A 23,908-nucleotide genomic window follows, 5' to 3' on the forward strand; every position below is an offset into this window, starting at 1 on the left:
ACGCCCTTCACGGCTTCCCCTTCGCAACCGAGACTCCCCGTACCCTAAAATGCAGCTTCCTTTAACGACCATCCAGCTCCAAGTACTCCGCTCCCGCCAGGCTCCTTTTGGTTTTGGAAAGTACTCGCGGCGGCGCGCGCGGTACGTGTCAGCCGGCCTTGCGTATACCTGCGTCGCGCAGGTTGACGGGTACGACGGGACGGAAGCGTTCGCGCTTCTGTTCGTCGTCGAAGTGCTGGAGCGCGGGCTTGATCAAGTCGCTGCGCGACACGATGCCGATGATGCGCAGCGATTGCGGATCGTCGACGACCGGCAGGCGTTCGAGGCCGAGCAGCGCGAGTCGCGATGCGACCACGCGGCACGTTTCGTGCGCCTGCGCGACGGCCGGCACGCGCTCGGCGAACGCGCTCGCGAGCACGGCGCCGGGGCCGGCTTGCGCGCGCTGCGCGTCGAGCGTCGCGCGATCGACGATGCCGAGGAGTCGCCCGTTCTGCACGACCGGGTATGCACGGTGCGTCTGCTTCACGCCGAAGTACTGCGACTCGACCGCGTCGAGCGTCGTGGCGCCGTCGATCGCGACGAGCGCGTCGGCTGGCGTCATCACTTCGGCCACGTCGTGGCGTTCGAGCGGATCGACGCCGTATTCGCGGTAGATGTGATACCCGCGGCGCGCGATCTTTTCCGTCATGATCGAACGCTTCATCACGACGGTCGCGAAGCCGTGCGCGACGAGCGTCGCGGCGAGCAGCGGCAGCAACGCGTTCGCGTCGTGCGTGAGGCCGAACGCGAACACGATCGCGGTCAGCGGCGCGCCGAGCGTGGCGCCGAGCGTCGCGGCCATGCAGACGAGCGGCCACAGTGCCGGATCGCCGCCGGGCAGTACCGGCGACAGCACGGTGCCGAGGCCGGCGCCGAGCATCAGCAGCGGGGCCAGCACACCGCCCGACGTGCCGGAGCCGAGCGCGATCACCCACATCACGGCCTTCACGATCAGCAGCGCGAGCGCGATCTTCAGCGCGATATGCTGGTGCAGCAGGTCGCCGATCACGTCGTAGCCGACGCCGAGCGCGCGCGGCTCGAGCCAGCCGCCGACGCCGATCACGATCGCGCCGAGCGCCGGCCACCACATCCAGTGCACCGGAAGCTTCGCGAAGGTGTCCTCGACGCGGTACAGCGCGGCAGACAGGCCGCACGCGAGCATGCCCGACAGCAGGCCCGCGACGATGCACGACAGCAGCGCGACGGGCGTCGGCGATGCGGTGGCCAACGGAAACAGCGGGTCGACGCCGAAGAACACGGCGCGGGCGAAACCGGCCACCGCGCACGCGAGCGCGACCGGCAGGAAACTGCGCGGACGCCATTCGAACAGCAGCAGTTCGACCGCGAGCAGCACGGCGGCGACCGGCGTGCCGAACACGGCGGTCATGCCGGCGGCCGCGCCCGCGACGAGCAGCGTCTTGCGCTCGGCCGCGGTCACGTGCACGCATTGCGCGATCAGCGAGCCGAGCGCGCCGCCCGTCATGATGATCGGGCCTTCGGCACCGAACGGGCCGCCGCTGCCGATCACGACGCCGGACGACAGCGGCTTGAGGATCGCAACCTTCGGCGACATGCGGCTCTTGCCGAACAGGATCGCCTCGATCGCTTCGGGAATGCCGTGGCCGCGGATCTTCTCCGAACCGAAGCGCGCCATCAATCCGACGATCAGCCCGCCGATCACCGGCACGACGATTACCCACGCGCCGAGCGCGTTGTGGGCGGGCGAACGATCGGCGAACGAGAACTGCTGGAAGAAGAACAGGTTCGTGAACAGGCGGATCAGGCTCAACAGCACGAACGCCGCCAGCGTGCTGAGCACGCCGATCCCGGCAGCCAGCAACGCGATCCTGGGCAGGCGTTCGTTGGTCGAGAAATCGCGTTTGTGTGGTGCGTTCATCGGAGTAGGGGAAGGTCGGTAAAGCCTAGGTCAGAAATCGATCTGCGGAACCTGGAACGTGCCCTTGAGCGATTTCAGTTCCGTGCGGTGCATGGCCGCGAGACGGGCGAGCAGCGTCTCGCCGGCTTCCTCGAGATGGACCTCGACTTGCCGGCGGTCCGCTTCGCTCGTCTTGCGCTTCACGAGCCCGAGCGCCTCGCAGCGCGTCACCAGCGCGACGACGCCGTGATGCTGCGCCTGCAGGCGTTCGGCGAGTTCGCCGATGGTGGCCCATTCGCGATGCGGGTAGCCCTTGATGTGCAGCAGCAGCAGATATTGCAGCGGCGTCACGCCTTCGCTTTGCGCGGCGCGTTCGGAGAAGCGCTCGAAGCGGCGCATCTGGTAGCGGAACTCGGACAGTTGCTGGAAATCGCCTTTGGTCAGCGCGCGTCGGGTATCGGTCATTGCGGTCGGTCGGGCAGCAGTTTCGGTAACGCAAAATATATCACAACATGATATAAATGGACGATTTTCAGCGAAATGGAGCACATTTTTATGTTCGTCGGCGTTACGCGGCTTCGAGCATCCGCGTCTGCTGGTACAGGCCCGTGACGAGATCCGTCTGCGTAATGATGCCGACGAGCCGTCGCGATGCGTCCACGACCGGGATGTGATGGTGACCCGAATGCGTAAACAGCGGCACCAGCACCGTGATCGGCAGGGTCTGCGGCACGGACGCGACGTCGCGGGTCATCACGGTGGCGACGCTGGGCGGCCGACCGCCGAACGACTGCGGCAGGCGCGCGGCCAGCCGTTGCCACAGCGGGGCCGGGCGGCGCAGCTGGCGCGTGAGGTCGGCGCGCGTGACGATGCCGATCAGGCGATCGTCGCCGTCCACGACGGGCAGCGCCTTCACGCGATGGCGGTCGAGCAGCGTCAGCGCGGCCGCGACCGACGTCGATGGCGCGACTTCGATCGCGTTCTTCGTCATCAGGTCGGCGCACGTGAGCTGGCCGAACGTGCGCGCATACGCCTGCATCTCGGTTTCGCGCAGCAGCATTTCGAGGTCGTCCGGATCGACGTCGAGCCATTCGCCGCGGCGCTTCAGCACGGCGTCGAGATCGGCGCGCGTGAAGCCGCCGCGTGCCGGCGCGGCGCTGCCGCCTTGCGGCTTCGCGTCGGGACGCACGCCGCCGTGCGGATAGCGGTGGCCCGTCAGCGCGTGGTACACGAGCGCGGCCGACAGCAGGATCGCCGATTGCAGCGCGATCGGCTCGACCACGAAGCCGAAGCCGAGCGAGTGGATCGCGGGGCCGCCGAGCACGGCCGTCAGCGCGACCGCGCCCGACGGCGGGTGCACGCAGCGCAGTACGAACATGCCGCCGATCGCGAGGGCGACCGCAACCGCGGCGGCCGTGATCGGATCGGCGATCGACTGCGCGCAGGCGACGCCGACGGTCGCCGCCACCAGATTGCCGCCGATGATCGACCACGGCTGCGCGAGCGGACTCGCGGGCACCGCGAACAGCAGCACCGCCGACGCCCCCATCGGCGCGACGAGCAGCGGCACGAGGCCCGGCACGCCGGGCAGCAGCCGCATCGTGACGCCGACCGTCGCGATGCCGACGAGCGCACCCGCGCACGAGCGCATGCGCTCGCGCCAGCCGAGTGTCATCGGATGGGGAATGAAGCTGTGCAGCCATTGGCGGAATGTGCGACGCGACGGGGAGGTGCCTGACGACATGGACGATAAGCGGTAAAAAGGACGGCGCGGATGACTCAGCGCAAGGAAGGCGCAAATTATATCGCGTTGTGATACAAATTGTCGCGCCGCATCAATACGTTGCGAGCGTGCGACGTATTCGTCTTGCAAAAACCTTTCATCCGATGAAAGCCTGGAGGCGCGGCGATCGCGCAAATTTGCCTGCGGCGGCGTACAATTCGGGCCACCGAATCCCCCGATATGCCACAACCACGCACGCGATGCCCGCTCTCCCGCCCGTTCCCCGGCATGGTGATCGCTTGCGTGTGGTTCGCGCGCACGCCCCGATTCCCGTCTGACGCGAGCGCCGCCGACGTTCCTCCACCGATACTCCCCAAGCCAATTCAATGGACATGCTCGAAAACATGCGCCTGTTCGTGCGCGTTGTCGAAGCCGGCAGTTTCACCGCGGTCGCCAAAGAAATCGATGCGACCACCGCGCAGGTGTCGCGCGCGGTGTCGAATCTCGAAGCTCACGTACAGACGCGGCTGCTGCATCGCACGACGCGCCATCTCGGCCTCACCGAAAGCGGCGAGCGCTACTTCGAGCGTGCGAAATCGATCCTCGCCGAATTCGACTACGCCAACGCCGAGGCGCGCAACGCGCTGCTGCGGCCGAGCGGCAAGATGCGCATCCATGCGATGACGGGGCTCGGGCAGAGTCATGTCGTCTCGTCGATCGTGCGTTACCAGGAAGACAACCCGGACGTGTCGATCGAGCTGACGCTCGCGCAGCGGATGCCGAACCTCGTCGAGGAAGGCTACGACGTGTCGATCGTGACCGCGTCGCAGCTGCCCGATTCCGGCTACGTCGCGCAGACTTGCGGCACGAGTTGCAGCGTGCTGGTTGCATCGCGCGAATACCTGGCGCGGCATGGCACGCCGACCACGCCCGATGATCTGCCGAACCACGTGTGCCTGCGCCTCGATACGCCCGCATCGCCGGCCAGCGAGTGGCGGCTCGAGCGCGGCGACGACGAGGAAACGGTGTACGAGCTGCAGCCGGCGCCGTTCCAGGTCAACGTGCCGGATGCGTTGTGCGTCGCTGTGCGGGCAGGGCGCGGCATCGCGTGCGTCGCGCTGTACACCGTGCTCGACGACATCCGCGAAGGGCGGCTGATTCGCGTGCTGCCCGAGTACCGGCTGCAGACGGTCAGCGTGTATGCCGTCTATGCGACGCGCCGCTATCTCGACGCGAAGATCCGCACCTTCCTCGACCATCTGCGCACGACGCTCACGCCCGCGCTGGAGAACGACCTGCGCGAACTCGACCGGCTCGCGGTCGCGCCGACGCCGGGCACGCGCCAGCGCGCGTGATGCCGCCGCCGGGCGTCATGCGTGCGGCGTGACCCGAATCCGGTCGAAGCGGCCGGCGAGCGACGGTCATGAAGGCCTCGGTCGGCGTGCGCGGCGCGGGCCGCGCATCGGCTGCAACCGAGTATGGGAATCATATCGATATCGGTCTACCATCAAGAGACTATCGATTGATTCAAGATTTGAATGATTGAGCTGAACCAGCTTCGCTGCTTCGTCGCCGTGGCCGAGGAACTGCATTTCGGCCGTGCGGCCAAGCGGCTCTTCATGACGCAGCCGCCGCTCAGCCGGCAGATCCAGTTGCTCGAACATGCGCTTGGCATCGCGCTGCTCGAACGCAGCAGCCGGCAAGTCAGACTGACCGCGGCCGGCGAGCGCTTCTTGCGCGATGCGCGGCACATCCTCGAGTTTTCCGCACGGGCCGAGCAGGCCGCGCAGCGCGTCGCGCACGGCGGGGCTGGCCGCATCACGCTCGGCTTCACGGCCGTCAGCGCATACCGGATGATTCCGGAGCTGCTCGCGCATGCGGCGCACGCGCTGCCGGACGTCGATGTCGAGCTGCGCGAAATGGTGTCGACCGTGCAGATCGACGCGCTCGCGTCGCGCATGCTCGACGCGGGCTTCGTGCGCCAGCGCGCGGCGCGCCATCCGCTCGAATACCGGCTCGTGCAGCGCGAGCCGATGCTCGTCGCGGTCGCGCAGGGCGCGCCGCTGGCCGCGTACGAGCAGATCGGTCCGGACGAGCTCGACCGGCAGCCGTTCATCGCGTATTCGCCGAACGAGGGCAAGTACTTCCACGACATGATCTCGGGGATGTTCGCCAGTGCGGGGCGCTTGCCGAATTACCTGCATTACGTCGGGCAGACGCATACGATCCTCGGCCTGGTGCGTGCCGGGCTGGGTGCCGCGCTGGTGCCGGCGTCGGCGCGCGAGCTGCATGTGGACGGCGTGGTGTTCCGGCCGCTCGCGGGCGTCGACGTGGCGGCCGAGCTGTATCTCGCGTGGCGCGCGGACAACGACAATCCGGCGCTGCCGGTGTTCAACGCGATGGTCGGGCAGTTTCTGACGGACGGGGCGGACGGCGTCGTCGTTTAGAAAAAGTCAGTTGTCTGACGATATCTGCCGGCACGCCTGACGTGCGCCACGGGCCGGAAAGACCGAAATACGCCAACTCCGCATGGCACTTCGGCCCGAAATTTCCACCTGCCCGTCACGGGAAAACCCTCATTTCTCACTCATCGGTCGTCGTATTACTGTATCGATACACTAAATCGATACAGTCGTGTCGGAAGACGCGATTGGAAAGGAGACGGCCATGACTACCTTCACCCGGCGGCGCTTTCTGCAAACGGCATCCGCCGCCACGCTCGCGGTCGCGGGCGGCTTGCCGGAAATCGGCCGCGCGGCGCAGACCGTGACGCTGCGCTGCTCGTCGTCGATGCCGGCCGATCAGAACGCCGCGCACTACGTGTGGTACGAGCGTCTCGCGGCGAACCTGAAGGCGAGCGTCGGCGACGCGATCCGGGTCGACTACTTTCCGAACAGCCAGCTCGGCAAGGAAAGCGACGTCGCGCAGCAGGTGAAGATCGGCGCGATCGACATGATGATCGCGGGCTCGTCGATCTGGGCCACGGTCGCGCCGGAACTCGGCATGCTCGATCTCGGCTACCTGTTCGACAGCTATGCGCACCTCGCGAAGGTGCTCGACGGCCAGGTCGGCGCCAGCCTGAACGCGCTGCTGCAAAAGCGCGCGGGCTGTTCCGTGCTGACGTGGGGTTCGCACTTCGGCGGGCGCTGCGTGTTCACGAAGCAGCCGGTGACGGCGCTGCAGGGCGTGAAGGGCACGAAGCTGCGCGTGCTGCCGACGCCGGCCTTCATGGATACCTTCAAGGTGATGGGTGCGGTGCCGACGCCGATTCCGTTCGGCGAGCTCTACATGGCCGTGCAGACGGGCGTCGTCGACGGGCTCGAGCACGATCCGGCCACCGTGCTCGCGAGCCGCTTCGACGAGATCGTCAAGTCGTGCTGGCAATCGCACCACGTGTTCGCGGCGATGACCGTCGTGATGGGGCGGCGCGCGCTCGAGCGGATTCCGGCGAACCTGCGCCCGGCGTTCGACCGCGCGGTGGCCGACGCGACCGCGCAGCAGCGCGCGATCGCGGCGCAGAAGGCCGAGCAGGCGGAGGCGGCACTGAAGCAGCACGGGATGACGTTTCATCCGATGGCGGATGCCGAGCGCGCGGCGCTGCGGCAGGCGATGCACGACCGCCTCTACATGGCATTCGCGAAGCAGTATCCGGCTACCGCGCCGCTGTTTCCGGCGATCGCCGCCGCGCGGGGTTGAGCGATGGATACCGGTTCCGTTTCGAGCGTCGTGCCGGCCGTTGCCTCAGGCCGTCCCGTGCGCGCCGCCGCTCGTGCGCTGGATGCGGCGATGCGCTGGATCGAATACATGTCGGCCGCCGTGCTGGCCGTCGAGGTGCTGGTCGTATTCGTGTCGGTCGTCTTCCGTTATTTCCTGCACGATCCGGTCGACTGGGCCGAGGAGGTCGCGAGCGCGCTGATGATCGTGCTGGTGTTCTTCGGCGCGGCGACGGTGCTCGGCCGCAGCCAGCACGTCGGCATCGACCTGTTCCGCGGCTGGCTGCCGGCACGGTGGCAGGGCGCGCTCGTGCAGATCGGGCACTGGATCGTCGCGGCGGTGTCGCTGAACCTGCTGGCGTCGTCGTGGCAGTTGCTCGGCGACTCGTACGATCAGTTGACGACCGGCGGCCTGCCGGGCTGGATCAACGTGTATCCGATGATGTTCGGCGCGCTGTTCATGAGCGTGTTCGCGCTCGCGAACGCGCTGAACGCGCCGCGCCGCCGCGTGCTCGGCACGCTGGCCTGCTGCGTGGTGCTCGCGGGCGCCGTGTACGGCTGGAACGCGCTGCGGCCCGAACACGCGATCGCGCCGGGGGCGCTGCTGGTCGCCGGCTTCGTCGGCGGGCTCGTGCTGGGCGTGCCGATCGGCTTCGTGCTCGCGTTTTCGGCGTTGCTGTACTTCCTCGCCGATCCGACGCTGCCGTTGCTCGTCTACTCGCAGCAGGTGATGGCCGGCGCCGATCACTTCGTGCTGCTCGCCGTGCCGTTCTTCGTGCTGGCCGGCTTGCTGATGGAGTCGAACGGGATGTCCGCGCGGCTCGTCGAATTGTTGCTGCGGATCTTCGGGCGCGTGCGCGGCGGGCTCGGGCTGATCGTGATCTTCGCGACGGCGTGCTTTTCCGGGGTGTCGGGTTCGAAGCTGGCCGACATCGCGGCGGTGGGCGGCGTCGTGATGCCGGCCGTGCGCCGCGCGCGGCAGGATCCAGACGAAACCGCAGCGCTGCTCGCGTGCAGCGCGGTGATGGCCGAGACGATTCCGCCGTGCGTGAACATGATCATCATGGGCTTCGTCGCGAACATCTCGATCGCCGGCCTGTTCGTCGCGGGGATCGTGCCGGCGGCCGTGCTCGCCGCGTCGCTGGCGGTCGTGACCGTGATCTGCGGACGCCGGATCGACATCGACGCGGTATTCGTCGAACGCCGCGCGTGGCTGCCGCTCGCCGGCGGCGCGCTCGTCGCGCTGATCATGGTCGCGATGATCGGCAAGGGCGTGACGTCGGGCATCGCGACGTCGACGGAAGTGTCGGCGTTCGCGGTGGTCTATGCGCTGGTGGTCGGCTGGGCGGCGTTCCGCGAGCTGACCTGGCGCTCGGTCGGCCGCGTGTTCGTCCGCGCGGCGTCGATGGCGAGCGGTATCCTGTTCATCGTCGCGGCGGCGTCGAGCGTGTCGTTCGCGCTGTCGATCGAGCAGATTCCCGCGCTCGTCTCGGGCACAATGACGGCGTTTGCCCATCAGTACGGCTCGACGGCGTTCCTGTTGCTGGCGGCGCTGCTGATGATCGTGTTCGGCGCCGTGCTCGAAGGCGCGCCCGCGCTGATCATCTTCGGGCCGCTGCTCGCGCCGATCGCGCTGCAGCTCGGCATCAACCCGCTGCATTTCGGCACGGTCGTGGTGGTGGCGATGGGGCTCGGATTGTTCGCGCCGCCCGTCGGGCTCGGGCTGTTCACGACCTGCGCGATCACGGGGACCGAGGTCGCGCGCGTGGCGCGGCCGATGGTGAAATACCTGCTGGTGCTGTCGGTCGCCCTCGTGGCGCTGATCTTCGCACCGGCGTTTTCGTTGTGGCTGCCGGCCCGTTTCGGCCTGTAGCCCGTTCATTGCAAGACGACATGAGTACGATTCAGGACGTGGCCCGTCATGCGGCTGTTTCGGTCAGCACGGTTTCGAACGTGCTCAACGGCCGCACCGATCAGATGAAGCCGGAGACGCTCGAACGCGTGAAGGCGTCGATGGATGCGCTGCAGTACCGGCCGAGCACGCTCGCGCGCCAGCTCAAGACCGGGCAGACGCCGCTCGTCGGGCTGCTGGTGCCGTCGATGGCGAATCCGATGTACGGCTACATCGCGCGCGAGATCGAGGCTTGCGCGCAGGAGCAGTACGGCCATCGCGTGCTGATCGGCAACACGTACCGCGACGCGGGCAAGGAGGCGTCGTTCTTCGACGACCTGTTCGCGCACGGCGTGCGGCGCGTGATCGTGATCTCGTCGCTCGCCGACGAAAGCCACCTCGAACGCGCGGCCGAACGCGGGATGACGGTCGTCAGCTACGACCGCCGCGCGACGCCCGGCGAGCAATCGAAGGTCGATCACGTGACGGCCGACAACGAAGCGGCCGCGCGGCTCGCGACCGCCTGTCTCGTCGCCGCGGGCCATACGCGGCTCGCGTTCGCGACGGTGGCCGGCGTCACCGTGAGCCGCAGCGACAAGATTCGCGGCTTTCTCGCGGCTGCGCGCGACGCGGGCGCCGATGCGCAAGTGCTCGACGGCGGCCCGGCGAACGAATACGGCGACGCGGTGATCGTCGAGGTCGGGCGTGCGCTCGGCGCCGCGCTCGCGGCCGATCCGGCGCGGCCGACCGGCATCGTCGCGGTCAACGACCTGTTCGCGCTGGGCCTGATGGCCGGGCTGCGCGACGGCGGGTTGCGCGTGCCGGACGACGTATCGGTCGTCGGGATGGATGGTCACTTCCTGTCGGCGATCTCGTGGCCGGCGCTGACCACGGTGCAGTTGCCCGTCACGGACATGGCCGCGGAAATGGTGCGGCGTGTGATGCGGCACGACGGCGACCCGTCGGAGCCCGGGCAGTGCGTGTTCCCGGGCGTCACGCTCGTCGAGCGCGCGTCGGTCGCGCCGCCGCCACGTGCGGTCGAATCGGACGGAGCCCCCGCATGACGCGCGTCTACGTGACCCATCCGTCCGGGATGCTCGATTACTACTTCGGTGCAAAGGCGCTGCGCGCGCTGCAGGCGATCGCGGACGTCACGTGCAATCCGCTCGACCGCGAGCTCGGCTCGGACGAGCTGATCGCCGCCGCCCAGGGATGCGACGCGATGATCGCGTACCGGCAGACGCCGGCACCGCGCGCGCTGTTCGCGGGGCTGCCCGCGCTCGCCGCGTTCCTGCGCTGCGCGGTCGACATTCGTACCGTCGACGTCGACGCGGCGAGCGAATTCGGCGTGCTGGTCACGCAGGCGAGCCCCGGTTTCGGGCCGGCCGTCGCGGAGTGGGTGATCGGCGCGATGATCGACCTCGCGCGCGGTATCGGCGCGTACGCCGATGCGTACCACCGCGGCACGCCGCCGCTGCCGCGGATGGGCCGCGAATTGCGCAGCGGCACGCTGGGCGTGGTCGGCTATGGACAGATCGCGCGCCATCTCGCGCCGATCGCGACGGCGTTCGGGATGCGCGTGCTCGTGTGCGATCCGTACGTGCGGGTCGACACGCCGTCGATCGAACAGGTCGACCGCGCGACCTTGCTGCGCGACGCGGATTACGTCGTGTGCCTCGCGCCGGCGACGCCCGCCACCGCGAACCTGTTCGATGCGGGCGCGTTCGCCGCGATGAAGCCGGGCGCGTGCTTCGTCAATGCGTCGCGCGGCGAGCTCGTCGACGAGCGGGCGCTGGCCGACGCGCTCGACAGCGGTCGGCTGGCCGGTTGCGCGCTCGATGTCGGCCGCGCGACGGACCAGATGCCGACGCCCGCACTCGCCGCGCATCCGCGCGTGATCGCCACGCCGCATATCGGCGGACTGACGCGGCCGGCAGTCGAGCATCAGGCACTGGAGACGGTCGAACAACTCGCCGCGCTGCTCGACGCACGCGTGCCGAACGGCGCGGTCAACGCCGCGCACGCGACGCGGCTCGCACGCTGGCGATCGGCCGACGCATCCGCCGCACCGGGCGCACGATGACGCACGACCGCACCGGCGCGCAGCCGTCGCCCGCCTGCGATTGCCATATTCATATTTACGACGATGCGTATCCGCTCGCACCGACGGCGACGTTCCGCCCGCCGCATGCACCGGTGGACGCATATCGCCGCGTGCAGCGGGCGCTCGGCCTCGCGCGCGTGGTCGTCGTGCAGCCGACCGGTTACGGGTTCGACAACCGCTGCACGCTCGATGCGCTGGCCGCGCTCGGCCCGCAGGCGCGTGGCGTCGCGACGTTGCCCGTCGACGTGCCGGACGCCGAACTCGAGCGGCTGCACGCAAGTGGCATCCGCGGTGTGCGGTTCATGACGCTGTCGGGCGGCGTCGCGCGATGGGACGAGCTCGAGCAGATGGCCACGCGGATCGCGCCGCTCGGCTGGCACATCGACCTGCAGCTCGATGGCCGGACGCTGCCCGACGTCGAGTCGATGCTGACGTCGTTGCCGGCGCATGTCGTCGTCGATCACACGGGCAAGTTCCTGACGCCGGTGACGCCGGATGCGCCGGCGTTCGTCGCGTTGCGGCGCCTGCTGGATCGCGGCCACGTTTGGGTGAAGCTGTCCGCGCCTTACGAGACTTCGCGATCCGGTGCGCCCGGTTACGACGACGTCGCGCGCCTTGCCACCGTGCTCGCGCGCGAGCATTCGGCGCGCTGCGTGTGGGGTAGCAACTGGCCGCATCCGAACGCGTCGCCGGTGCCCAACGATGCGCACCTGCTCGGCTGGTTGCACGCCTGCGCGGCGGACGAGGCGGTCGGCCGCGCGATGCTCGTCGACAATCCGGCCGTGCTGTACGGGTTCGATGCGGACGCCGCGATCGGCGTCGAGACGTAACATCCCGGCGACCGGCCGCGGGCCGCGCTTCGATCGACATCAATTTCGACCGAGCGCGACGCGTCGCGGCACCGGCAACATCCTTACTGTTCGGAAAGCTGACGTGCCGCGCATGCTTTCGATCGCGAACGGGCAACGCACCGCGCCGACCGCTTGACGCTGCATGCCGGTCGGCGCAGGATACGTGCGTGCATTTGGAGCGGGGCGCGCTGGCCGCGCGTTCCTGCATCAGCGACGCGCACAAGAACAACGATGAGCCTTCACGCACTCGTACCGGAATCCCGGCGCCGCAGCCACCGGCCTGCCGGAATCACGATTTTCCCGACGCCCGTCGCGTCACGTATCCGTCATCCCGTTTCGTACCGCGCATCGGTACACTTTCCCGTTCGCGCGCCTGCCGTGACGATGAGCGGTGCCGATCGGCGCCGCCGCGTCGCGCGTCAGCCTGTCGCGCCCGAATACCGTATCGCGCATGACGCTTACACCGGCGTCTCGTGACGCCGCCGCCACGCATTCACGCATCGTGCCGTCGACCGTCCCGCGCGCGCGGCGGCACCGGAGTCCGAAGCATTTCGATTGAGCAAGACGCAGCTTACGCACGCAGTTCAGTTCGAGGTTCAAGGAGAAAAACTCATGTCGCAGCTTTCGAATGAAGCAAACGGCAGTTCGGGGAGTGGCAAGGCAAAGCTGATCAAATGGGCGATCATCATCGCCGGCGTCGCGATCGCGGCACCGGCCGCGCTGTTCATCCTGAAGGGGATGATCGCGCTGATCACGGCGGCCGTGATCGGCCTCGGGGCGATCTATTTCGCGCCGGTCGTGGCGATGAAGTTCGCGAACCAGAAGGTGAAGATGATCGTCGAGGAAGCGCAGTCGAATCCGATCGAGACGCTCATCAACCAGCTCGCGGAAAAGCGCCAGGCGGCGCAGAAATTCGCGGACAGCATCACCGCGTTTCGCACCGAAGTGAAGAACTTCGGGGACAAGACCGAGCTGTTCGAGAAGCAGTATCCGGACGACGCGCCACGCTTTCGCGCGCAGCTCGACACGATGAAGCAGCTGCTCGCGTTTCGCGAAAGCCGCTACAAGCAGGTGCAGACGGAACTGAAGAATTTCGCGTCCGCGATCGATCGCGCGAAGGCGATGTGGGACATGTCGCAGGCGGCGCAGCACATGAACAAGCTCGCGGGCCGGCAGTCGGCCGATACGTTCGAGCAGATCAAGACCGACGTGGCCGTCGATTCGGTGATGCGCTCGGTGAACAAGGCGTTCTCCGAAATGGAGACGTCGCTGCTGGACAATCCCGAGGTCAAGCAGGCGCAACAGCAGGCGGCGATGAACGGCACGCCCGTGCCCGGCCCCGATGCGGCACAGGCCGCTGCATTGCCGTCGAAACAACAATAACTTCCCGCAGGCACGCAACCATGAAAAAACTTCTCGGTGCAGTCGTGTTTCTGGTGGTGCTCGTCGGCGTATGGATCGTCCACCAGGGCGGCCTGTCGACACTGATTCCCGCGCACGATGCGGCGCCCGGCGCGACATCCGCGCAGGCGGGCGACGCAGGCCAGCCCGCGCAGCCGTCGACGTCGGGCAACGTGCTGCCGGCCGGCTTCACGCCGCAGGCGAGCACGCTGAAATCGATCGCGGAAAACGGCGTCGTGCGAGTCTCGGTGCAGAACCCGAGCGAGCCGTTCTTCGGCGAGGACAAGGGCGCGCCGCACGGCTTCAACGTCGAATTCGCGCGGCTGCTGTTCTCGGATCCGTCGTTCTCGCACGGCGGCAAGCCGGTCGTCGTCGATACGCGTCACGAAGTCGACACGTACCCGGGCGTGCCGAAGCAACTGCTCGACACCGACGCGAAGGGCAACCATGTCGTCGACGTCGCGATGGACGGGCTGACGTTCCCGGACAACACGCCGGCGGGCGTCGTCTACTCGGTGCCGTACGTCGACGATTTCGGCTATTCGCTGATCGTACGGCAAGGCTCCGCGATCCGCTCGGCCGACGATCTGGCCGGCAAGACGGTCGGCATCCTGAAGGGCGACCCGGACGTGCGTGCCTTCGTCACGCGCCAGTATCCGAACGTCCGGTTCGTCGAGGTCGACGATTCCGACCCGGCGTTCATCGCGAAGAGCCTCGACGGCCATGCGGTCGACGCGTTCATCTACGACTATCCGTTCGCGGTCAGCTCGATCAAGGGCACCGACCTGAAGTTCGCGGTGACCAAGCTCGACGGCTCGAACATCGCGTACAAGATCGGCGTGCGTGCCGACGACCAGGACCTGCTGATCTACCTGAACGCCGCGATCGCGAAGCTCAAGCAGTCGCCGCAGTATCTGGACCTGCTGCGCAAGTACTTCGTCAGCGACCAGACGATGACGACCGCGGCCGCGTCGGGCGAAAAGACGTACGTGGTGAAGGCGGGTGACACGCTGAACATGATCGCGGCGAGCAAGCTCGGCAGCGGCCAGCGCTATCGCGAGATCCAGCGCCGCAACAACCTCGCGAACCCGAACCTGATCCTGGCTGGCCAACATCTCGTGATTCCGGCCCGATAGGCGCGGCGTGAAGCGAAGAAGGTGAAGCGGGGAAGATGAAGCACGGCGCGCGGCATGGCGAATCGTTTTCGCCATGCCGCGCGCCGTTTTGCATCAGTGCGTGATCGACAGGAACAGGTAGGCCGCGAACAGCGACAAATGCACGACACCGTGCAGCACCGTCGTGCGTCCCTGGCTGAGCGTCAGCGTGCTGACCAGCAGCGTCAGCGACAGCAGCACGGTTTCCATCGCGCCGATGCCGAGCGTGAGCGGCTGGCCGACCCAGATGAACACGGCCGCGACGGTCGGAATCGTGAGCCCGATGCTCGCGAGCGCCGAGCCGAGCGCGAGGTTCATGCTGGTCTGCAAACGATTCGCGCGTGCGGCGGTGACGGCCGCGAGCCCTTCGGGCAGCAGCACGAGCGCGGCGATCACGATGCCGACCGCCGCTTCCGGCGCGCCGAGTTTCATCACCGCATGCTCGACGGCCGGCGACAGCAGCTTCGCGAGCAGCACGACCGCGACGAGGCTCGCGAACAGCAGCACGAGGCTGATCAGCGCGGTACGGCTGCTCGGCGGCGCCGCGTGCACCGATTCGTTCGCGCTGTCATGCTCGGTGAGGAAGTAGTCGCGGTGGCGCACGGTCTGCACGAATACGAATGCGCCATACAGCACGAGCGACGCTACGCCGGCGAACGCAAGCTGCGATTTCGAAAAGAACGGGCCCGGCGCGGCGTTCAGGTAGTTCGGCATCACGAGCGACAGCACCGACAGCGATGCGAGCACCGCGAGCGCCTTGCTGGCGCCGCGCCCCTGGAAATCCTGTTCGCCGTGCTTCCACGCACCGACCAGCAGGCAGAGGCCGACGATGCCGTTGCAGATGATCATTACGGCGGCGAACACGGTGTCGCGCGCGAGGCCCGATTTCTCGGGGCCCGCGCCGAGCATCACCGACACGATCAGCGCGACTTCGATGACGGTCACGGCGACCGCGAGCACGAGCGTGCCGAACGGCTCGCCGACGCGGTGCGCGACGACTTCGGCATGGTGGACGGCGGCGAACACGGCGCCGGCGAGCGCGGCGGCGAACACGGCGATGACGAGGCCTTCGGCCGGCACGACGCGCGACAGCGCGAGTACCAGCCATGCGGCAAGCGGGGCCCAGAGGGTCCAGCGCGGGAGCTGGTTGGACGAGAGCGGCATGGACGGTTTCCTATGCGAGTGGCGGCGCGCGACGCGCCGTCACGGGTTGACGAAGCCCGGCCGGATGATCCGCCGAACGAGGACGATGAAGCTGATGCACGGCAGCACGGAACGGTGCTGCCTCGGGTTCGCCGCCGTGAGGCGACGAGGGGCGCGGGCGGGCCGAGGCCCGTCGCTGGATGAAACGGTTCGATGCGACCGAGTGCCGAAGGCGGGGCGCTTGCACGTGGCGACAGACGTGCCGGCGGGACTGAACCGACCCCGAAAGGGCGCGGACGATGGACGGCAACGGCGTGACACGCGGTTTCCCCCTGAAATCCGGCGAATTGTCGAATTTTATCAGGCGTTCGGGGGCCACTATCTCATATTTGAATGCTTTCATTGACCTTTCGGCTTGCAAAAAGTGCCCCGATCGTTCGATTTTTTGAGTTTTACAGTTTCCGTAACGGTCTCTTGCACGACAAATTCGGGCTCGCCCTGACATAAATCTACCGACCGGTCGGTTTATAATCGCTCGCACTTCCACTTCATGACGGATCGCAAGCGATGGCTGTTTCTTCTGCACATTCGGTGAATTCGGGCGCGCTGGCGCAATCGGCGGTCGTCGGCGTGATCGGCGCGGGCGCGATGGGCGCGGGCATCGCGCAGGTTGCCGCGGCGGCCGGCCATGCGGTGCTGCTGTACGACCTGAACGAAGCCGCGTGCGACAAGGCGCTGGCCGGCATCCGCGCGCAGTTCGCGCGGCTCGCGGAGAAGGGCCGTCTCGAGCCGGCGCAGGCGGAGGCGGCCGGCAACCGGATTCGCGCGGTGCGCGCGCTGGCCGAGTTCGCCGGCGCGGCGCTGATCGTCGAGGCGGCGGCCGAGCGGCTCGACGTGAAGCGCGAGATCTTCGCGACGCTCGAGCGTCATGTCGACGATCGCTGCGTGCTGGCGACCAACACGTCGTCGATCTCGATCACGTCGATCGCGGCCGGGCTGCGCGCGCCGCAGCGCGTGGCCGGCCTGCATTTCTTCAATCCGGCGCCGCTGATGGCGCTCGTCGAAGTGGTCAGCGGGCTCGCGACCGCGCCGGAAGTCGCGCGGGCGCTGTACGACACGGCCGTCGCGTGGGGCAAGCGGCCGGTGCTGGCGAAGTCGACGCCGGGCTTCATCGTGAACCGCGTCGCGCGGCCGTATTACGCGGAGGCGCTGCGCGTGCTGAACGAGCAGGGCGGCACGCCGGCCTCGATCGATGCCGTGATGCGCGAAGCCGGCGGCTTCCGGATGGGGCCGTTCGAGCTGATGGACCTGATCGGCCACGACGTGAACTTCGCGGTGACCGAGTCGGTGTTTCGCGCTTACTTCAATGACCCGCGCTACACGCCGTCGCTGATCCAGCAGGAACTCGTGAACGCAGGCTTCCTCGGACGCAAGTCGAGCCGCGGCTTCTATTCCTATGCCGACGGCGCGACGCCGCCCGCGCCCGAACTCGAAGCGCAGCGCGATGCGCCGGCCGACGTCGCGCTGTTCGCGCAGGACGGCCCGGCCGCCGCGCTGCATGCACGCTTCGCCGAACGCATCGCGGGCGCGCGGCCGAGCGGCGCGCATGCCGACGAACTGCTGGCCGTGGCCGGCCGCGCGTCGATCGCGCTGACCGACGGCCGCACCGCGACGGTGCGCGCCGCGCAAACGGGCGTGGCCGACCTCGTGCTCGTCGATCTCGCGCGCGATTACGCGCAGGCCGGGCTCGTCGCGCTGACGCGCGCGCTCCAGTGCAGCGACGCCGCCTATGCGGATGCGGTCGGCCTGTTTCAGCAAGCGGGCTTTCGCGTCGTCGGCATCGCGGACGTGCCGGGCATGGTCGCGATGCGCACCGTCGCGATGCTCGCGAACGAGGCGGCCGACACGGTGAACCAGGGCGTGTGCTCGCCCGCCGATCTCGATCTCGCGATGGAGAAGGGCGTGAACTACCCGTGCGGCCCGCTCGCGTGGGCCGATGCCATCGGCATCGGCCGCGTGCATCGCGTGCTGTCGAACCTCGCGGCGAGCTACGGCGAGGACCGCTATCGCGTGTCGCCGCGCATCGCCGCGCTGCACGCGGCCGGCCGCACGTTCCGCTAGCCGCCGGCAGCCGCACCCCGATCACGATAACGACATCACTCCATTGGAGGAGCACCCCGATGACTCACCCGACGCATCCCGCCGCCGCCCTCGAGCCGATCGAGACCGCCAGCCGCGACGAACTGCAGGCGCTGCAGCTCGAGCGCCTCAGGTGGTCGCTGCGCCACGCGTACGACAACGTCCCGCACTATCGCCGCACGTTCGATGCGGCCGGCGTGCATCCGGACGACCTGAAGACGCTCGCCGACCTCGCGAAATTTCCGTTCTCGACCAAGCACGACCTGCGCGACAACTATCCGTTCGGGCTGTTCGCGGTGCCCCGCGAGCAGGTCGTGCGCGTGCATGCGTCGAGCGGCACGACCGGCAAGCCGACGGTGGTCGGCTACACCGCACGCGACATCGATACCTGGGCGAACGTGACCGCGCGCTCGATCCGCGCGGCCGGCGGCCGCCCGGGCGACACGCTGCACAACGCGTTCGGCTACGGGCTCTTCACGGGCGGCCTCGGGATTCACTACGGCGCGGAGCGGCTCGGCTGCATGGTCGTGCCGATGTCGGGCGGCCAGACCGAGAAGCAGGTGCAGCTGATTCGCGATTTCGAGCCGAAGATCATCCTCGTCACGCCGTCGTACATGCTGAACCTGATCGACGAGATGGTGCGGCAGGGCATGGACCCGGCCGAGTCGTCGCTGAAGATCGGCATCTTCGGCGCGGAGCCGTGGACGCAGGCGCTGCGCGAGGAGGTGGAGACGCGCGTGGGCATCGACGCACTCGACATCTACGGGCTGTCGGAAGTGATGGGCCCGGGCGTCGCGTGCGAATGCGTGGAGACGAAGGACGGCCCGGTGATCTGGGAAGACCATTTCTATCCGGAGATCATCGATCCCGTGACCGGCGAAGTGCTGCCGGACGGCAGCGAGGGCGAGCTCGTGTTCACGTCGCTGACGAAGGAAGCGATGCCGGTGATCCGCTACCGCACGCGCGACCTCACCGCGCTGCTGCCGCCGACCGCGCGCGCGATGCGCCGGCTCGCGAAGATCACGGGCCGCTCCGACGACATGCTGATCGTGCGCGGGGTGAACGTGTTTCCGAGCCAGATCGAGGAAATCGTCGTCGCGCAGACGAAGCTGTCGGGCCAGTTCCAGATCACGATCTCGCGCGACGGCCACATGGACCGGCTCGACCTCGCGGTCGAGCTGCGCTCCGAGGCCGCCGCGTGCGTGACCGAGGGCGACCGTGCGGCGATCGCGCGCGAGCTGCAGCACCGGATCAAGACGATGGTCGGCGTATCGGCGGGCGTGACGGTGCTCGGCGCGGGCGGCATTCCCGCAAGCGCGACCGGCAAGGCCCGGCGCGTGATCGACCGCCGGCAGGCCGCCTGAGTTTCGCCGTTCCCTGTTCTACCCCGAGGAAACCTGTTCGATGGATGGATTGAAGACCCTGGCCGTCGCCGTCGATGCGCGCGGCATCGCGACCGTCGCGCTGCAGCGCGGCGACGTGCTCAACGCGTTCGACGAGACGATGATCGCCGAGCTGACCGACGCGTTCACGACGCTCGGCGGGCGCGACGACGTGCGCGCGATCGTGTTGCGCTCGGACGGCCGCGCGTTCTGCGCCGGCGCCGACCTGCAGTGGATGCAGCGCGCGAGCGCGAACGACGCCGCCGCGAATTTGCGCGACGCCGAGCGGTTCGCCGCAATGATGCGGGCGATCCGGCAGTGCCCGAAGCCGACGGTCGCGCGCGTGCAGGGCCACGCGTTCGGCGGCGGCGTCGGCCTGTGCGCGGCCTGCGACATCGTGATCGCGAGCGATCACGCGCGCTTCTCGGTCAGCGAGGCCCGTTTCGGGATCCTGCCGTCGGTGATCGGTCCGTATCTGGTCGAGGCGGTCGGCCAGCGCCAGGCGCGCCGGCTCGCGCTGACCGCGACGCAGATCGCGGCCGGCGAGGCCGTCGCGATCGGGCTGATCCACCAGGCGGTGCCGCCCGACGCACTCGACGCGGCGCTCGACAAGACGCTCGCCGAACTGAGCCGCAATGGCCCGAACGCGCTGATGGAGATCAAGCGCTTTTTCGACGCGATCGGCGAGTATCCGCCGTCGGACGAACGCGCGGCGTTCACCGCACAGACGATCTCCCGCGTGCGGGCGACGCCGGAAGCGAAGGAAGGGTTCGCCGCGTTCTTCGCGAAGCGGCCGCCGGCGTGGGAGCCGGTCGCCGAATAAGGGCGTCGCGCGGCCCGTCGGGCCCGGGGCGCGATTTGCGTCGCGGGCGCGGGCGCTTGCTCTACAATGCGTGACCCCCGGCGCGCCGCCGGCCCAGCCCCGACCGTTTCCTCGCTTCCGATGATCGTCAATCGCCTTATCTCCGAGATCCTGTTCGGCTTCACCGGCCTGATCGGCATCATCAATCCGATCGGCATCGCGTTCCTGTTTCTCGAACGCACCGAGGCGCTGACCGAGCACGAGCGGAACCTGCTGGCGAAGAAGGTGGCGTTCAACGCGTTCATCGTGTTGCTGGTCGCGTTCTTCGCCGGCACGCCGGTGCTGCATTTCTTCGGGATTTCGATGGAAGCGCTGCGGATCGGCGGCGGCTTCGCGGTCGCCGTCGCGGGCTGGCAGATGCTGAACGAGCCTGACGGCCCGGCGGGCGGCGGCGATACGCCGATCAAGCCAATCAATGCGAACGCGATCATGACCCGCGCGTTCTTCCCGCTGACCGTGCCGCTGACGGTCGGCCCCGGCTCGATCGCCACCGCGATCGCGCTGAACGCGAACCGCACGCACAAGCTGTCGGAATTCATGCTGTCGAGCATCGTGTCGATCGCGGTTTCCGCGCTCGTCGCGGTCGTGATCTGGCTGACCTACAGCCGTGCCGCGCTGCTGTCGCGTTATCTCGGCACCGAAGGCACCAAGGTCGCGAAGCGCGTGTCGGCGTTCCTGCTGCTGTGCATCGGCGTGCAGATCATGCTGACCGGCTTCTCCGAATTCCTGCAGCCGCTCGCCGACCAGATCAAGTAACTCCGTTCGTCATTCGACGCGCAACCCGGACCGAGCGACGCATCCGGGCTGCGGGGGCGCGTTCGTCCGTCCGGCCTTGGCCGGTAGCGCGCGAGTGCACCGATACGCGTTTGCGCGCCGCGGGATACCATGCGACGTCCGGCGGATGCATGCCGCGGCGTTCGTGCCCGGCGCGGCGAACCGCGGCGCGCATCCGGCCGCCACCCACTTCAATGACGAGGCGAGCGATGGAATACGTGAAATTCGGGTCGACCGGGATGGACGTGTCGAAGCTGGTGCTGGGCTGCATGACGTTCGGCGAGCCGTCACGCGGCACGCATCCGTGGACGCTGCCGGAAGCGGAAAGCCGTCCGATCATCCAGCGCGCGATCGAGGCCGGCATCAACTTCTTCGATACCGCGAACATGTATTCCGACGGCACGTCGGAGGAGATCGTCGGCCGCGCGCTGCGCGACTTCGCGAAGCGCGACGACGTCGTGATCGCGACCAAGGTGTTCTACCGGATGCGGCGGGGGCCGAACGGGGCGGGGCTGTCGCGCAAGGCGATCATGACCGACATCGACCAGAGCCTGAAGCGGCTCGGCACCGACTACGTCGACCTGTACCAGATCCACCGCTGGGATGACGGCACGCCGATCGAGGAGACGCTCGAGGCGCTGCACGACGTCGTGAAGGCCGGTAAGGCGCGCTACATCGGCGCGTCGTCGATGTTCGCGTGGCAGTTCGCGAAGGCGCTGTATACGTCGAAGCAGAACGGCTGGACCCGCTTCGTCAGCATGCAGAACCACCTGAACCTGCTGTATCGCGAGGAGGAGCGGGAAATGCTGCCGCTGTGCGAGGCCGAAGGTGTCGCGGTGATCCCGTGGAGCCCGCTCGCGCGCGGCCGGCTGACGCGCAACTGGGACGAGTCGTCCGGCCGGCAGCAGAGCGACGACGTCGGCCAGCGGCTCTACGACGCGACGGCCGATGCCGATCGCGCGGTCGTCGAGGCCGTCGCGGCGATCGCTGCCGCGCGCAACGTGCCGCGTGCGCAGGTCGCGCTCGCGTGGGTCGCGCACAAGCGCGGCGTCACCGCGCCGATCGTCGGCATCTCGAAGCCGCATCATCTGGACGATGCGCTCGGGGCACTTCAACTGAAACTGACGGACGACGAAATCGCGGCGCTCGAAGGCCCGTACGTGCCGCACGCGGTGGTCGGCTTCAACTGATCAACCGCGCGAAACCGGCGGACTGCCGCCGCCGCGCCGCCGCGCACGGCGTTCAGCGCGCGGCGGCGAGCATCGGGTAGGTGAACAGACCGAAGTGGATCGCGTTCAGCCCCGCGTGCGCGAGCGCGGACGCGAGCAGCCCGCCGCGCCGCCAGGCGAGGCCATAGCCGATGCCGGCCACCGTGCCGAGCACGATCCAGGGCCAGCCGCCCGCCGCGTGCGCGGCGCCGAACAGCACCGCGCCGATCGCAAGCGCGGCCCATGGCCCCCATTCGAACCGGCCGAGCACGCGCGTGAGCCCACCCTGCACGTAACCGCGGAACAGCGCTTCCTCCGCGAGCGTGACGAGCAGCACGTTGTTGACGAGCCACATCCAGCCCGACGCCGGCCATTTCGGCGCCCAGCCGACCATCCCGAAGGCGAGCGCGCCAGCCAGGCAGGCCGCCGCCGTCGCGACGGCCGCCACGGCGCCGGTGCGCAGCGCACGAGCCGGCGGGACGTCCGGCGCGATCCACGGCAGCGCCCACAGCAGCCACAGACCGACGAGCGGCTTGTCGAAATTCAGGTACATCGTGAACGGCACGGCATCCGGCGTGAAACGCGTCGGTTCGATCACGCGCGGATTGTGGAAGCCGGGGATCAGGTGCAGGCTCAGCGCGATCGCGAGCGCGGCAAACACGACGTGCGCGCCGATGCGCACCGCGACCGGGCGGCCCGGCGCGACGCCCCAGGCGGCGGCCACGAGCAGCGCGAGCGGCGCGAGCACGATCGGCTCCAGCTTGCCGAACGCCAGCGCAGCGGCATAGCCGAGTGCGGCAAGGGCGATGCTCAGGCCGTGCAGCGGGCGCTGCCACGCGAATGCGGCGGCCGCGAACAGCGCGAGCCAGATCGTGGCACACGGGAGAAGCGAGAGAGACATGGGGCGATGCAGGGTCGGACGAAACGCCGCGCATCATACCCTAGCGGCCGTGACATGCCGCGGGGCGGGCGGTCAGCGGCCGGCGATTTCGGTGATGCCGTCGCGGCCAGGGATGTCGACGCGGTTGCGCTCGCGCATTCGCCGCCGGTACCAGAAGGTCCACAGCAGCAGCGTGCCGAACACCGTGTAGCCCATGATCGGCGACACGACGAGCACGCGCTCGACGGGCCAGGTGACGACCATCCACAGGCGCAGCAGCATCTCGAGCGTCATGCACGCGCCCCACACGAAGGTCATCAGCCGCAGCATCTGGCGCAGCCCCGGCTGCTCGGCCCAGACCGTCTCGAAACGCGCGGCGCCGCCGGCCATCTCGCGGGCCACCGTCGCACGCGCGAGATAGAAAATCAGCGGACGATCGCGGAACAACGACAGCAGGAACACGACGCCGATCGTGCCGGACGCGAGCGATTCACGCATCAGCAGCGTGCGCGCGCTGCCGCCGAGCGCCATGCCGGCGATCGACAGCGCGATGCCGAGCAGCACGATGGCGGCCACCGCATCGATGCGGCGGGAGCGGATGAATTCGACGATGGACCAGACGATGGGCGGAATCGCCGACGCATACAGCGCGCCGGTTTCGCCGAAATACGGATGCGCCGCCCGATATGCGACCCAGGGCAGCAGCAGGTTGACGACGAGTTCGAGGATCAGGCCGGCTCGTGGTTTCACGGAAGCGGGCGCGCGGGC

21 protein-coding genes are annotated in these 23,908 nt (G+C 68.4%); 14 read left to right on the top strand and 7 right to left on the bottom strand.

The genetic code is table 11. The features are described from left to right. Nucleotides 1-148: 148 nt before the first annotated feature. From HWX22_RS08650 to HWX22_RS08660, 3 genes are all read right to left on the bottom strand, one after another. Nucleotides 149-1,936, bottom strand: coding sequence for a chloride channel protein (locus HWX22_RS08650; protein ID WP_175915413.1), 1,788 nt, complete (start codon nt 1,934-1,936; stop codon nt 149-151). Between the two features lie 30 nt (nt 1,937-1,966). Continuing rightward, complete coding sequence (locus HWX22_RS08655) at nt 1,967-2,380, bottom strand: helix-turn-helix domain-containing protein (RefSeq protein WP_059533862.1); 414 nt, start codon at nt 2,378-2,380, stop codon at nt 1,967-1,969. Nucleotides 2,381-2,483: 103 nt separating this feature from the next. Continuing rightward, complete coding sequence (locus HWX22_RS08660) at nt 2,484-3,659, bottom strand: HPP family protein (protein ID WP_175912116.1); 1,176 nt, start codon at nt 3,657-3,659, stop codon at nt 2,484-2,486. A 365-nt stretch (nt 3,660-4,024) separates the two neighbouring features. On the opposite strand from HWX22_RS08660, the gene HWX22_RS08665 reads away from it, so the two are divergent. The 7 genes from HWX22_RS08665 (at nt 4,025) to HWX22_RS08695 (ending at nt 12,176) form a co-directional block, all read left to right on the top strand. Next, nucleotides 4,025-4,993 (top strand): LysR family transcriptional regulator, encoded by a 969-nt coding sequence (locus HWX22_RS08665; protein ID WP_059691282.1) that lies wholly within the window; start codon nt 4,025-4,027, stop codon nt 4,991-4,993. Between the two features lie 183 nt (nt 4,994-5,176). Continuing rightward, nucleotides 5,177-6,085: a LysR substrate-binding domain-containing protein gene (locus tag HWX22_RS08670; protein ID WP_175912118.1), complete on the top strand. Its 909-nt coding sequence runs from the start codon at nt 5,177-5,179 to the stop codon at nt 6,083-6,085. 220 nt (nt 6,086-6,305) lie between these two features. Continuing rightward, on the top strand, nt 6,306-7,334 hold the full coding sequence (locus tag HWX22_RS08675; protein WP_175912120.1) for a TRAP transporter substrate-binding protein: 1,029 nt from the start codon (nt 6,306-6,308) through the stop codon (nt 7,332-7,334). Nucleotides 7,335-7,337: 3 nt separating this feature from the next. Continuing rightward, nucleotides 7,338-9,224 carry a TRAP transporter large permease subunit gene (locus tag HWX22_RS08680; protein ID WP_175915414.1) on the top strand — a complete coding sequence of 629 codons (1,887 nt, stop codon included), beginning with the start codon at nt 7,338-7,340 and terminating at the stop codon, nt 9,222-9,224. Between the two features lie 8 nt (nt 9,225-9,232). Further along, on the top strand, nt 9,233-10,306 hold the full coding sequence (locus tag HWX22_RS08685) for a LacI family DNA-binding transcriptional regulator (protein ID WP_175912124.1): 1,074 nt from the start codon (nt 9,233-9,235) through the stop codon (nt 10,304-10,306). After that, complete coding sequence (locus HWX22_RS08690) at nt 10,303-11,325, top strand: NAD(P)-dependent oxidoreductase (RefSeq protein ID WP_175912125.1); 1,023 nt, start codon at nt 10,303-10,305, stop codon at nt 11,323-11,325. The genes HWX22_RS08685 and HWX22_RS08690 overlap by 4 nt, the downstream gene beginning before the upstream one ends. Further along, nucleotides 11,322-12,176: an amidohydrolase family protein gene (locus HWX22_RS08695; RefSeq protein ID WP_175912127.1), complete on the top strand. Its 855-nt coding sequence runs from the start codon at nt 11,322-11,324 to the stop codon at nt 12,174-12,176. Before HWX22_RS08690 ends, HWX22_RS08695 begins: the two co-directional genes overlap by 4 nt. A gap of 336 nt (nt 12,177-12,512) precedes the next feature. Here HWX22_RS08695 and HWX22_RS08700 read toward each other — a convergent pair whose 3' ends face one another. Then, complete coding sequence (locus tag HWX22_RS08700; protein ID WP_175912129.1) at nt 12,513-12,797, bottom strand: hypothetical protein; 285 nt, start codon at nt 12,795-12,797, stop codon at nt 12,513-12,515. Between the two features lie 12 nt (nt 12,798-12,809). Here HWX22_RS08700 and HWX22_RS08705 point away from each other — a divergent pair, with 12 nt between their 5' ends. Further along, entirely contained in the window at nt 12,810-13,580 is a 771-nt protein-coding gene (locus HWX22_RS08705; RefSeq protein ID WP_059819245.1) for a hypothetical protein, read from the top strand. A 20-nt stretch (nt 13,581-13,600) separates the two neighbouring features. Then, nucleotides 13,601-14,734 (top strand): transporter substrate-binding domain-containing protein, encoded by a 1,134-nt coding sequence (locus HWX22_RS08710; RefSeq protein ID WP_175915415.1) that lies wholly within the window; start codon nt 13,601-13,603, stop codon nt 14,732-14,734. A gap of 93 nt (nt 14,735-14,827) precedes the next feature. Here HWX22_RS08710 and HWX22_RS08715 read toward each other — a convergent pair whose 3' ends face one another. Then, nucleotides 14,828-15,916 (bottom strand): ionic transporter y4hA, encoded by a 1,089-nt coding sequence (locus HWX22_RS08715; protein ID WP_059533841.1) that lies wholly within the window; start codon nt 15,914-15,916, stop codon nt 14,828-14,830. A gap of 546 nt (nt 15,917-16,462) precedes the next feature. On the opposite strand from HWX22_RS08715, the gene HWX22_RS08720 reads away from it, so the two are divergent. The 5 genes from HWX22_RS08720 to HWX22_RS08740 all read left to right on the top strand — a co-directional run bounded on the left by HWX22_RS08720 (nt 16,463) and on the right by HWX22_RS08740 (nt 22,242). Then, nucleotides 16,463-18,016 (top strand): 3-hydroxyacyl-CoA dehydrogenase, encoded by a 1,554-nt coding sequence (locus HWX22_RS08720; RefSeq protein WP_175915416.1) that lies wholly within the window; start codon nt 16,463-16,465, stop codon nt 18,014-18,016. Between the two features lie 59 nt (nt 18,017-18,075). Next, a complete protein-coding gene (paaK, locus tag HWX22_RS08725) occupies nt 18,076-19,398 on the top strand; it encodes a phenylacetate--CoA ligase PaaK (protein WP_175915417.1) in 1,323 nt (440 codons plus the stop codon). Nucleotides 19,399-19,438: 40 nt separating this feature from the next. Then, a complete protein-coding gene (locus HWX22_RS08730) occupies nt 19,439-20,239 on the top strand; it encodes an enoyl-CoA hydratase-related protein (RefSeq protein ID WP_059691272.1) in 801 nt (266 codons plus the stop codon). A 120-nt stretch (nt 20,240-20,359) separates the two neighbouring features. Next, complete coding sequence (locus tag HWX22_RS08735) at nt 20,360-21,034, top strand: MarC family protein (RefSeq protein WP_059819240.1); 675 nt, start codon at nt 20,360-20,362, stop codon at nt 21,032-21,034. Nucleotides 21,035-21,261: 227 nt separating this feature from the next. Next, the gene (locus HWX22_RS08740; RefSeq protein WP_175915418.1) at nt 21,262-22,242 is read left to right on the top strand and encodes an aldo/keto reductase; all 981 of its coding nucleotides are present in this window, start codon (nt 21,262-21,264) and stop codon (nt 22,240-22,242) included. A gap of 52 nt (nt 22,243-22,294) precedes the next feature. Here HWX22_RS08740 and HWX22_RS08745 read toward each other — a convergent pair whose 3' ends face one another. Continuing rightward, nucleotides 22,295-23,161 (bottom strand): CPBP family intramembrane glutamic endopeptidase, encoded by an 867-nt coding sequence (locus tag HWX22_RS08745; RefSeq protein ID WP_175915419.1) that lies wholly within the window; start codon nt 23,159-23,161, stop codon nt 22,295-22,297. 72 nt (nt 23,162-23,233) lie between these two features. Then, nucleotides 23,234-23,890: a VC0807 family protein gene (locus HWX22_RS08750; protein WP_059691270.1), complete on the bottom strand. Its 657-nt coding sequence runs from the start codon at nt 23,888-23,890 to the stop codon at nt 23,234-23,236. Between the last annotated feature and the right edge of the window lie 18 nt (nt 23,891-23,908).

Source organism: Burkholderia sp. BCC1638 (assembly GCF_902833195.1).
Lineage (GTDB): Bacteria > Pseudomonadota > Gammaproteobacteria > Burkholderiales > Burkholderiaceae > Burkholderia > Burkholderia diffusa.

What these genes read in the sequence shown, in the direction of transcription:
- HWX22_RS08695 (WP_175912127.1), top strand. Translation starts at nt 11,322, where the DNA reads ATGACGCACGACCGCACCGGCGCGCAGCCGTCGCCCGCCTGCGATTGC.
- HWX22_RS08680 (WP_175915414.1), top strand. Translation starts at nt 7,338, where the DNA reads ATGGATACCGGTTCCGTTTCGAGCGTCGTGCCGGCCGTTGCCTCAGGC.
- HWX22_RS08740 (WP_175915418.1), top strand. Translation starts at nt 21,262, where the DNA reads ATGGAATACGTGAAATTCGGGTCGACCGGGATGGACGTGTCGAAGCTG.
- HWX22_RS08650 (WP_175915413.1), bottom strand. Translation starts at nt 1,936, where the DNA reads ATGAACGCACCACACAAACGCGATTTCTCGACCAACGAACGCCTGCCC.
- HWX22_RS08710 (WP_175915415.1), top strand. Translation starts at nt 13,601, where the DNA reads ATGAAAAAACTTCTCGGTGCAGTCGTGTTTCTGGTGGTGCTCGTCGGC.
- HWX22_RS08720 (WP_175915416.1), top strand. Translation starts at nt 16,463, where the DNA reads ATGGCTGTTTCTTCTGCACATTCGGTGAATTCGGGCGCGCTGGCGCAA.
- HWX22_RS08675 (WP_175912120.1), top strand. Translation starts at nt 6,306, where the DNA reads ATGACTACCTTCACCCGGCGGCGCTTTCTGCAAACGGCATCCGCCGCC.
- HWX22_RS08690 (WP_175912125.1), top strand. Translation starts at nt 10,303, where the DNA reads ATGACGCGCGTCTACGTGACCCATCCGTCCGGGATGCTCGATTACTAC.
- HWX22_RS08705 (WP_059819245.1), top strand. Translation starts at nt 12,810, where the DNA reads ATGTCGCAGCTTTCGAATGAAGCAAACGGCAGTTCGGGGAGTGGCAAG.
- HWX22_RS08730 (WP_059691272.1), top strand. Translation starts at nt 19,439, where the DNA reads ATGGATGGATTGAAGACCCTGGCCGTCGCCGTCGATGCGCGCGGCATC.
- HWX22_RS08655 (WP_059533862.1), bottom strand. Translation starts at nt 2,380, where the DNA reads ATGACCGATACCCGACGCGCGCTGACCAAAGGCGATTTCCAGCAACTG.
- HWX22_RS08660 (WP_175912116.1), bottom strand. Translation starts at nt 3,659, where the DNA reads ATGTCGTCAGGCACCTCCCCGTCGCGTCGCACATTCCGCCAATGGCTG.
- HWX22_RS08670 (WP_175912118.1), top strand. Translation starts at nt 5,177, where the DNA reads ATGATTGAGCTGAACCAGCTTCGCTGCTTCGTCGCCGTGGCCGAGGAA.
- HWX22_RS08745 (WP_175915419.1), bottom strand. Translation starts at nt 23,161, where the DNA reads ATGTCTCTCTCGCTTCTCCCGTGTGCCACGATCTGGCTCGCGCTGTTC.
- HWX22_RS08715 (WP_059533841.1), bottom strand. Translation starts at nt 15,916, where the DNA reads ATGCCGCTCTCGTCCAACCAGCTCCCGCGCTGGACCCTCTGGGCCCCG.
- paaK (WP_175915417.1), top strand. Translation starts at nt 18,076, where the DNA reads ATGACTCACCCGACGCATCCCGCCGCCGCCCTCGAGCCGATCGAGACC.
- HWX22_RS08735 (WP_059819240.1), top strand. Translation starts at nt 20,360, where the DNA reads ATGATCGTCAATCGCCTTATCTCCGAGATCCTGTTCGGCTTCACCGGC.
- HWX22_RS08665 (WP_059691282.1), top strand. Translation starts at nt 4,025, where the DNA reads ATGGACATGCTCGAAAACATGCGCCTGTTCGTGCGCGTTGTCGAAGCC.